This is a genomic window from Methanophagales archaeon (assembly GCA_021159465.1).
Classification (GTDB): Archaea; Halobacteriota; Syntropharchaeia; order Alkanophagales; family Methanospirareceae; genus G60ANME1.
The window spans coordinates 1-1,550 of sequence record JAGGRR010000258.1 but is presented as its reverse complement, the minus strand read 5'-3'; the positions used below and the strand labels follow the sequence as shown (position 1 = coordinate 1,550).

2 protein-coding genes are annotated in these 1,550 nt (G+C 47.0%); both read right to left on the bottom strand.

Translation table 11 applies throughout. The features are described 5' to 3' along the window. Nucleotides 1-7: 7 nt before the first annotated feature. Nucleotides 8-451 carry a hypothetical protein gene (locus tag J7J01_10520; protein MCD6211292.1) on the bottom strand — a complete coding sequence of 148 codons (444 nt, stop codon included), beginning with the start codon at nt 449-451 and terminating at the stop codon, nt 8-10. 6 nt (nt 452-457) lie between these two features. After that, on the bottom strand, nt 458-1,384 hold the full coding sequence (locus J7J01_10515; GenBank protein MCD6211291.1) for a hypothetical protein: 927 nt from the start codon (nt 1,382-1,384) through the stop codon (nt 458-460). Nucleotides 1,385-1,550 lie beyond the last annotated feature (166 nt).

Here is a 1,550-nt window from a genome sequence, read left to right as displayed (position 1 = left end):
TTTTTTTTCAATTTTTCACGATCTCAATGATTTCTCTGAGTAAATTCAAAACTCGTTCTGCATCTGATTCTACTGTGGGAATATCAACATTCCCGTATTTGCAGTCATTGCATATCTCTCCCTTCATTAGCAGATCGCCTACATCCGCTATGTTCTCGCAGTATGCGTGAATGAATTTGCCGCAATTGGCACACTGAATCCAGACATAAAAATCTACATACTCGGCATATTCGACTTGTGTTTTCTTTGCGGTGAATTTCAAGCCTTCTGCGGTAATCTCAGCAATGTTCCCACTGACGGGTTTAACATTGATCTCTACCTCTCCGAAGCGTTCCTGGAATTCTTTTTTTGCCATTTCTGCGAATTTTTCTGCGGCTTCTCGCTTGTTCCGTTTCCTTCGTTCTTGCCGTTCCTTTGCTGCCTGTATCGCCCGTTCCCTCAAACTTTCCATCTTTTCTCACCCCTCATGCACCATTCGCACCTCGCTTGCCTCTGCCTCGATCTCCTCTTCCTCTCGCCACTCCTTGTTCATGATTTTGAGTTGTGCACGACGTGCAGCCTTTGTAATTGCATCCCTAACGGCAAACACTCTGAATCGGAGAAAACGCTCGTAGATTCTGCGCCGAGCTTCACTCGAAAGTATAGGCTTTCCTTCATCATCCCAGTCTTCTATTGGTTTCTTTCCTTCTCGCTCCATTTTTTCCACTATCTCCAGTGCTATTGCTTCTTTTGCAATATCAAAAACATGTATCACCGATTCATCAACGAACTGCTCTCCTATACGTGCCCGCACAATAGCTTTTGCGAATTCTGTTGTTTGTGTCGCTTCTATTATCTCCGTGCTCACGCCCGCTTGGTTAGCCCATTGCTGGACGAGCCATGCGTCTGGTTCCTCGTGCCCCCCGACTTTGTATACGCCTCCTTTTATCTCTAATGTTTTCTCTTGCACCTCTCGCCTGACTGCGGGAACGGTGGATGGCTGTGGCATTGCTATTTCGCCTTTTCTGAACGCATAGAACTTCTGTATCTCCTCTATCTCTTTGAGTTCCTGATCGGTCATAGGATTTTTCCTATCCCCTCGAAAACCCCAGAATCGCCCGTTTGGATACTTGTCATTGTATGTTCGTCCAATGATTCCGTTCTCGATTCGCTTGATGAATTGTGTCTTATCCTGCAGTTTCCGCTCTTCAAAGCCTGATCGCCTCAAGAATTCTTGTTCACGCTCCCGCTGCCACTGCTTTATGTCTCCGATTACTTCTTTTACCTCCGCTTCTAACTCCTCTTCCGTCATCGCCACCGCTTCTTCCACTATGTCTTTCTTCTCCTCTTTCTTCTCCTTCTCTTCCTTCTTCTCCTCTTGGACGGTCGGTAGCTGTTCAGTCATTACTGTCGCTCACCTCCTCCGCTTTCCGCAAAATCACTACCTTTTTGCCGTCCCTCATAACAAAATCCCACTCTACTTGGTCCCCAACCTTGAGTCCCAGCCACCGTAGGCATTCAGCGGGGACCGTGAGCCGAATGCCCCACGCACTCACTTTCGAGGTTTTTCT

Excerpts from the sequence above, each read along its gene's own strand:
- J7J01_10520 (MCD6211292.1), bottom strand. The coding sequence starts at position 451 with ATGGAAAGTTTGAGGGAACGGGCGATACAGGCAGCAAAGGAACGGCAA.
- J7J01_10515 (MCD6211291.1), bottom strand. The coding sequence starts at position 1,384 with ATGACTGAACAGCTACCGACCGTCCAAGAGGAGAAGAAGGAAGAGAAG.